We start from the raw sequence: 7,016 nt of genomic DNA, 5'->3' as shown, positions 1-7,016 counted from the left end.
CAGCCCAGGCCCGGATCCCGCAGCGGGATCCGGGCCTGGGTGCCTACTGCTGCCTCGTGTGCGCGGACGGAGTCGAGCTCGGCCGGGCGGGCCGGAACGGCGCGGCGCAGCTTGCGCAGGAGCCGGACGGCGCCGACGGCGGCCTGGACGAGGCGGTACACGTTGAGGGTGGCGTCGGCGAGGTGGCGGGCCTGCGGGCCGGACGGATCGGCGGCGGCCTCGGCGAGAAACTGCAGAACGTCCTGGAAGGTCATCGGACGGCCTCTCATCTCGAAACGGCGGATCGCCCCTTCGAGATGCGGGCAGGCCCCCCGACAGCAGCCTGCCCGCGGGTTCCGAGTCGTGGCCGAGAGCTTGCGCCCGTCCTGGACCCGGTAATTAAAAAACGTCCACGTCGCAGTGGCCGTCGATGCCGAGGGCAGGCGGGTCAGCCGGCCGCTGACCGTCAAGAACGACGCGACTCCGATCAGCGCCCTGCTCAAGTGGATCCGCTCGATCGCCGGCGGCATCCCGGTCACCTGGGCAATCGAGGACGGCCGAGGCTTCGCCCGCCGCCTGGCTGACGGCCTGCTGCTGGCCGGCCACGAGGTCGTCTGGGTCCCCACCCGGCTGATGGCCGCCCACCACAAACTGCACGCCGCCACCGGCTCCAAGTCCGACCCGGTCGACGCAGCCGCAGTCGCCCACGCCGCCATCGCCACCCCGGGCCTGGACCGACACCGCATCGACGAGCGCGTTCGTGAACTGCGTGTCCTGGTCGACCTGCGGGCGGACCTGGTCAAGCGCCGCACCGTGGTGATCAACCAGGTCAAGGCATACACACCTCTGGCTCGACCACACCCCCGGCGATCTCACCCGCGCCCCGGGCCTGACCGCGCTGACGACGCTCCTGGACACCTCGGAGACCGGCCGACACGTCCGGCGGGTCCTGTCCGAGATGCTCTCCGAGATAGCCAGCCTGAACCAGCACATACGCGCACTGGAGGCCACCATCCGAGAGCTGGTCAGCCCGCTGGCGCCAGCCCTGCTGGAGATCACCGGGATCAGCACGTCTCCGCGGCGGTCCTGCTCGCCGAGATCGGCTACATCACCCGCTTCACCGACTCAGCCAAACTCGCCCGCTACACCGGATGCGCCCCGATCCCCGTCTACTCCTCCGACAAGGAACGCCACCGCCTGCACCGCGGCGGCAACCGGCGGCTGAACAGCGTGCTCTACACCGCAGCCATCGTCCAACAGCGATTCCACCCCGGTGCGAGGGACCTACTGGCCCGGCACGAGCCCACCAAGGGCGGCCGCGGCGCTCGGCGCATACTCAAGCGCCACCTGATCGACGTCATCCACCGCGCGATGCTCCGGGACCGAGCCTCCTGGCATCACCACGTCACAGAGCACCGACTCGCTGCTTGACATGAGCTGTCCGCCGCGAGGGTCAGTCGGAAGAGGCGTCTTCGACACGCACCCATCACTATCGGAAAGACAACGGCTTCTCGTACCACCCGCCCCCTACCAGCCAACAACGACCTGGCCCGCGCGTTCCCCGGACACCGATGCACAGGAAAGGGGGCCGAAAAGGCACACGGGCCTTCGGCGCGGGGCCGGCACCTGACGGTCCCTCGGGAAGGGCGGGGAGTGACGCCTGCGGCGCCACCGGAAAAGGGTGGCACAGACGAGCCAGGAGAGGCCGAGGAAGGGGCCTGACGGCCCCTCTCGGTCGAGGTTGTCCGGCAGCGTCTGCGGCGCCAGCCGAGCAGGTGCCGGCCGAACCTGCGGCGGCGGAACGATGGGCGGCGCGGATGCGCGCCGAGGCGGCACGGTGCGGGCGGAGCGCAGCGGGGCCGAGCGAGGCCGCGGGGCGGGCGCACCCTCACCGCCGCGGCCTCTCCCGAGGCGGTGCACCACCTCCTGGACGCGGCCTGACGGCCACCCACACCCGCACCCCCGACGCCGATGCCAGGACAGCGCCAAGACGGGCGGCGAGGCGGCCGCAGGGAACCGCCGCCCACTGGCTCCATGAGACGCGCGAGCCATCCCCCGACGACGTCCGCCAGGACGGCGCCAAGGCACCCGGGACCACAGACTCGCCGGGTGCCGCGGGTCCGCGGCACGACGGCGGCCGGGACGGCGCCGAGGAGAGCGACCACGCCACCGGGCGTCCCTTGATGACTCGCGCGAGCCATCCCCACCAGGCCGACGGACAGCAGCGGCACCGAATAGCACGGCACCGAGCAGGACGCTGACCAGGCCCACGACGACGGCACCGGACCGCACCCGGACGGCGGCCCGGACGGCGGCCTCGCAGGCCCCGGGAAGGGCACCGGCTCACAACCCCTACAGGGCACCCCAGCCACCAGGGAGAACAGCACCCCAATGACACAATCCACACAGGCCCGCAACCCCCACCGGACATCGCGCCCCGGGCAGGACGGCCGCGAGGACAGCGGCAGGACCCGGACGGCGGCCCGGACGGCACCCGGACCGCGGCGAGGCGAACGCCGAGGCGGACACAGAACAGCCGCCTCCTGCGGACACAGGACAGCCGCCTCCTGGCCGACCACCACAACCAGGAACAGCGACCCAAGCGACCCGCATAGCGGCACGGCAGACGGTTGCGTCCAAGGCCGGCGGGCCCGACCGAGGACGCCGACTCGGCCGACTTCCTGTGTTCTGCACTTCAGCGCTGCGCGGGGGAGGTGGAGTTCAGCAGGGCCCGGCGGCCGAGGGCGGCGAGGCCGAAGAGCAGCCCGCCGGTCATGAAGAAGGGCTCGTAGAGCAGGGTGGCGAAGCGGCCCATGGCGTCGAAGTCGGCCGTCGTCCGGGCGCCGGTGGCCAGGGCCAGCCAGTCCGGAACGGACGGCATGGAGTGCACCAGCAGGACGGCGGTGATGCCCCAGAGCGCGAAGCCGAGGAGCCTGCCCGGCAGCCGTCCGCCCCACGGCCGGACGATCGCCAGAGCGAGCGCGGCGGCGACCGCGCAGCCGGGGACGGCGAGGACGTCGATCACCAGCAGCGGGGTGTTGCCGGTGACGGAGAGGCCGTCCGGCAGGCCGGTCCGGCCGCCCAGCAGCCAGTACAGGTGAACGAGGGAAAACGCGGCGGACCACGTGGCGGCGGCGTAGGCGGCGACTCGGAGGGTGGCGGTCTTCATACCTCCACGTTCGCCGCACGGGGCGGTTCGACGGATCGTCCCGGCGGACCGACCCACTCCCCTGGGAAGGGGAGTTTCGACTCATCCCGAGGCCTGACCGCGATTCCGGGGCTGCCGGGGCCGGCAGGCTCGCCGGATGCCGGCTCGGCGGGCCGGCACCCGGCTCAGGCACCGAGCAGGACCGGACCAGACGGACGCCGACGCGCGGTCAGACGGCCTCACCACCCCACAGTTCCGGCGGCCAGGACGGCGCCGAGCACGACGTCCCCGAGCAGGCCGCCGACCAGCACGGCGGCCAGGGTCCCGGCAACGGACCAGCGGGGCGCGGCACCGGGCAGCGGCCAGGACAGCGGCCCGGTTTCGACATCGTCGAGATGGGTGGCACAGCGGTCTGCGCCTCTTGTAGCGCAGGGACGCCTCGTGCCGCTTTGTGTAGCTTGTGCCCGCGGGGAGATGACGACACCACCCCACAACAACCAGACGCGACAGCCACCAGCACGCCCCCGAGGCCACCCCCGGAGCGGCCTCCAGGGCGGCCTGACGGCCACCCACACCACATCCAGCGCCCCGGGCCGGGCCCGGGGCGGGGGCGGGGACAGGGACGGGGCACAGCAGCCCAGCACCGGGTCCGGCAACCGGACGGCTATGGGACCGGGCCGGCCAGCGTCTCGATCGGGCCCGGAGGCCAGGGATCGGGCTTGCGGGTCAGGCTCGCCAGCTCCTCGGGCGGTTCACTCCCGTCCCTGACGATCGTCACGTAGGCCTTGGCCTCCTGCAGGCTCATCCGCGGGGCCTGCCTACGCAGGTGCTGCATGGCGCCGGCGGCCCCGACCGCGTCCGCGATGCGGCGGACCTCCGCGGCGAGGGGGTCGGGCGCCCTGATGCCCTTGACCTGCCAGAGGTAGAGCTCCTCCCAGCTCTCGCTCCAGTCAGTGCCGGAAACGAAGTGGATGCTCCCGTCCTCCCGGTCGACCAGAAAGGGGCCGCCCAGGAGGTTCCCGCGCAGAGCAGGGTTGCGGGCGCCCTCCGCCGAGGTCCAGTAGACGAGCCACCCGACCGATCGCTCTTCGACGGCGTAGACGGCCAGCTCCGGGATCAGCCTCGCCCATGCCCAGGTCGGCCGCTCCCGCTCCAGCAAGGACTCGACCAGATCGACCGCTCGTTCCCTGGAAATCACGGTCCTATCCTTCACTCCGGGTCAACCGGTTTTCCGCGCACCCGGTCATCGATCCGGTGCCGTCCAGCGCGCGGCGCGGGAGACCAACCATCGCTGCCGAGACCGGCCAACAACCACCTCCAGCCCGGGCCACCAGCTTCTTCATGCACCTATGACGGGAACAGCCCCAAGCACGTTCCCGATCGTGGCCCCGGTACGCCACCGCACAACGCGGCCGGACGCCGGCGGGCCAGCAGGTACCGCGGACGTGCCCCCGTGCCGGGCCTGACGGCCACCCAGCAGCGTCACAGCGCGGGCGGGCCCGGAGGCGCAGCAAGGCCGGCAGAGGCAGCACACGGGCCCGGCCCGAGCAGGACGCGGACCTGGCCAGCCAGGAACAGCGGCGCAGCAGGCCCGCGCTGTAGGCAGGCCCCGGTGAAGGTCTGGGCAGACCGTCAGATGCCTGGTCAACCGCCCGGGACGATCGATACGGCACAGACGGCATTGGTCGGGCAGGGAAGGGGCGGGACCCGCTTGACAGGTGGGGTCTGAACGGTCGCCGGGCCCGCTGGCGGTGGATCATCGGCCGTGCCGCCGAGAAGGACGGTCACGGCGCAGCCCCCGACCACCAACACCACCCAAGCGGTCACCACACCTCGTTGCCATCGCTTCACATCGTCCCCCTCGCCTATACATCGTGGCGGCGGCCACTGTATCCAGCGCAGCGCTGGCCAGGAGACCACCTGGGCGGCCACACCGCCCGGGACCTGCGACCAGGCGCAGCGGGCCGGCGCTGCCCGCCACGGGCGGTGTGGCGGTCGCGCAACGGGCGGGCAGGGGCAAAACGCCGGCAAGGCCGCCCGAACGACGACACAACAGACCCGGCCGGGACGGCGGCCGCAACAACCGCCCTACAGGCCCACAGAACACCCCGCCACCAGGGAAAACAGCGCCCCAATGACACAACCCCACAACCCCGAACGACAGCCGCGCCCGACAGCCGGGACAGCGGCGCACGACGGCGCAGCAGGCCCCGCCCACGAACGGCACGGCCGGGGCCCAGCCCGAACGGGCGCGGCCTGGACGGCAGCCACCTGCCGGCGGGCACGGCGACCAGGGCGCAGCCCGGCCCCACACCAAACCGAACACCGACCCCCGCCACCACCCCACACCCCACAATTCCGACCCGAATTCAGGCAACCACCGGAAAACCAACCAAAGTAAGCCCAGCTCAGAAGCACAGCCCCTGACCACAATCAATGAGACCGGACAACCGGGGAGTACGAAGACAGAGCCGAGATCGTCATGCTCAACACCGACGACTGGCCGGGCGCCCAGGCTAAGTTCGCAGTCCGCACGATCCCGACGATCACCCTGTACAAGAACGGCAACGCCGAGGCGGCGAAGGCCGGAGTCATGTCCAAGGCACAGGTGCAGGCCTTCATCAACACCGCTCTGTGAACCGCCCTCTGCGTCGGCGGGACGACCCCACTCGGCCGGACAAGCCGGGCCGACGCCCCCTACGCGACGACGCCAACGGCTTCCGGTCCCTCGCCGGGTAGAGCTTGGCGTGCCGCACCCGGTCCTCCCACCACGGATCGTCCGGGGCGGCCACCTGCTCGCGCCTGGTCGGGGCGGGCCTGCTGGTCGAGGGCGGCTGGGGTGTACCGGCCCGCCGCCGAGCTCGCGTACACCGTCGGCACCGGCGAGGAGCGGCACCGGCTGCGGGCGTTCGTCGAACGGCACCGCCCCGGTACCGGAGACGAGCAGACCGCGGCGCAGCTGGCGGCCTGCGCCGCCCTGCGGGAGAAGGCGGGCGAGGACGGCCGGGGCAGCGTGTTGGTTGCGGCGAGGTGGGTCAGGCGCAGCAACACGACAGATCATGATGCCGCTGATGCCCGTGTAGATGAAGGCCCTGGGCGAGCACGAGCATGGCCGCAGAACGGCGATCAAGGCTGCGACCTGGGCAGATGATTTATCGGCACCCACACTGCCGGAGCCAACTCCTACCGTCCCGGTGGGGCGGCTGGAGCCCGCCGGAGACAGCCCTCTGAGATGTCTCCAGTTTCACTTCTATCGCCGTCCCAAAGTCCAGGTCATCGACGTGAGACACCCTCGCCGGCCCCTTGGGGCTTGCGTGGGACACCATCAGCTGCCCGTCGTGTGCGTACATTTGCGGTGAACCCGGAAGCCTGTCCGTGGCGCGCTGACCGAGCGGGCGCGAGCTGCGCTTCCGAGGCAACTGATGGCGTGATCCACTCGCCCAACAACGCATCCATGAAAGGCATCTGACCGTAACTAACATCCGTAAGGGTTTCATCACCGGCGTCGCTGTCGCCGGCCGCCCCCATTGCCGTCCCACCCGTCCCACCCGTCCCACCCGTCCCACAGTGCGGGGAGACGGTGCTGATCGATCGCTGGTTCTGCCCAGATGGGCTGATCCAAGTTCACCCGCCGCCCGTCGGCGTCTCCCCCTTGGAGGAACCTTGCGTTCTCCCGTCAACTCCCGGCCACGACCACGGCCACGGATTCCGGCGCGGGCCCGCCGCGCGGTCGCGCTGCTCCTCGTCTCCGCCGCCCTCGGCCTCGGCTCGGCGACCGGGGCCGCCGCGGCCACCACCCCGCCGCCCGCGCTCAACCTCAACTACCCCTCGTGCCCCTCGGTCCTGTCCGCCGGCGAGTCCGACGGCTGCGTCACCGAGCTGCAGCACC

The 7,016-nt window shown here is 71.7% G+C and carries 4 protein-coding genes and 3 pseudogenes; 4 read left to right on the top strand and 3 right to left on the bottom strand.

The genetic code is table 11. The features are described 5' to 3' along the window. Window positions 1-254: hypothetical protein (locus ACFV1W_RS39640; protein WP_380422325.1), on the bottom strand; the 254-nt coding region annotated here is incomplete at its 3' end. A 139-nt stretch (window positions 255-393) separates the two neighbouring features. On the opposite strand from ACFV1W_RS39640, the pseudogene ACFV1W_RS39635 reads away from it, so the two are divergent. Then, window positions 394-804: pseudogene (locus ACFV1W_RS39635) on the top strand (transposase); the annotation flags it as partial. Next, window positions 793-1,410: a transposase gene (locus ACFV1W_RS39630; protein ID WP_380422327.1), complete on the top strand. Its 618-nt coding sequence runs from the start codon at window positions 793-795 to the stop codon at window positions 1,408-1,410. The pseudogene ACFV1W_RS39635 and the gene ACFV1W_RS39630, both read left to right, overlap by 12 nt. A gap of 1,264 nt (window positions 1,411-2,674) precedes the next feature. On the opposite strand, the gene ACFV1W_RS39625 is transcribed toward ACFV1W_RS39630, so the two are convergent. Then, window positions 2,675-3,148: a DUF3995 domain-containing protein gene (locus ACFV1W_RS39625; RefSeq protein WP_380422323.1), complete on the bottom strand. Its 474-nt coding sequence runs from the start codon at window positions 3,146-3,148 to the stop codon at window positions 2,675-2,677. Window positions 3,149-3,791: 643 nt separating this feature from the next. Then, window positions 3,792-4,325, bottom strand: coding sequence for a YrhB domain-containing protein (locus ACFV1W_RS39620; protein ID WP_380422322.1), 534 nt, complete (start codon window positions 4,323-4,325; stop codon window positions 3,792-3,794). Between the two features lie 1,266 nt (window positions 4,326-5,591). On the opposite strand from ACFV1W_RS39620, the pseudogene ACFV1W_RS39615 reads away from it, so the two are divergent. Both ACFV1W_RS39615 and ACFV1W_RS39610 read left to right on the top strand, forming a co-directional pair. Then, window positions 5,592-5,765, top strand: a pseudogene (locus ACFV1W_RS39615) (thioredoxin family protein); the annotation flags it as partial. 1,025 nt (window positions 5,766-6,790) lie between these two features. After that, window positions 6,791-7,016, top strand: a pseudogene (locus tag ACFV1W_RS39610) (hypothetical protein); the annotation flags it as partial.

Source organism: Kitasatospora sp. NPDC059648, assembly GCF_042734825.1.
Lineage (GTDB): Bacteria > Actinomycetota > Actinomycetes > Streptomycetales > Streptomycetaceae > Kitasatospora.
The sequence above is the reverse complement of the archived record's forward strand: the minus strand, read 5'-3'. Positions and strand labels throughout refer to the sequence as shown.

What these genes read in the sequence shown, in the direction of transcription:
- ACFV1W_RS39625 (WP_380422323.1), bottom strand. Translation starts at nt 3,148, where the DNA reads ATGAAGACCGCCACCCTCCGAGTCGCCGCCTACGCCGCCGCCACGTGG.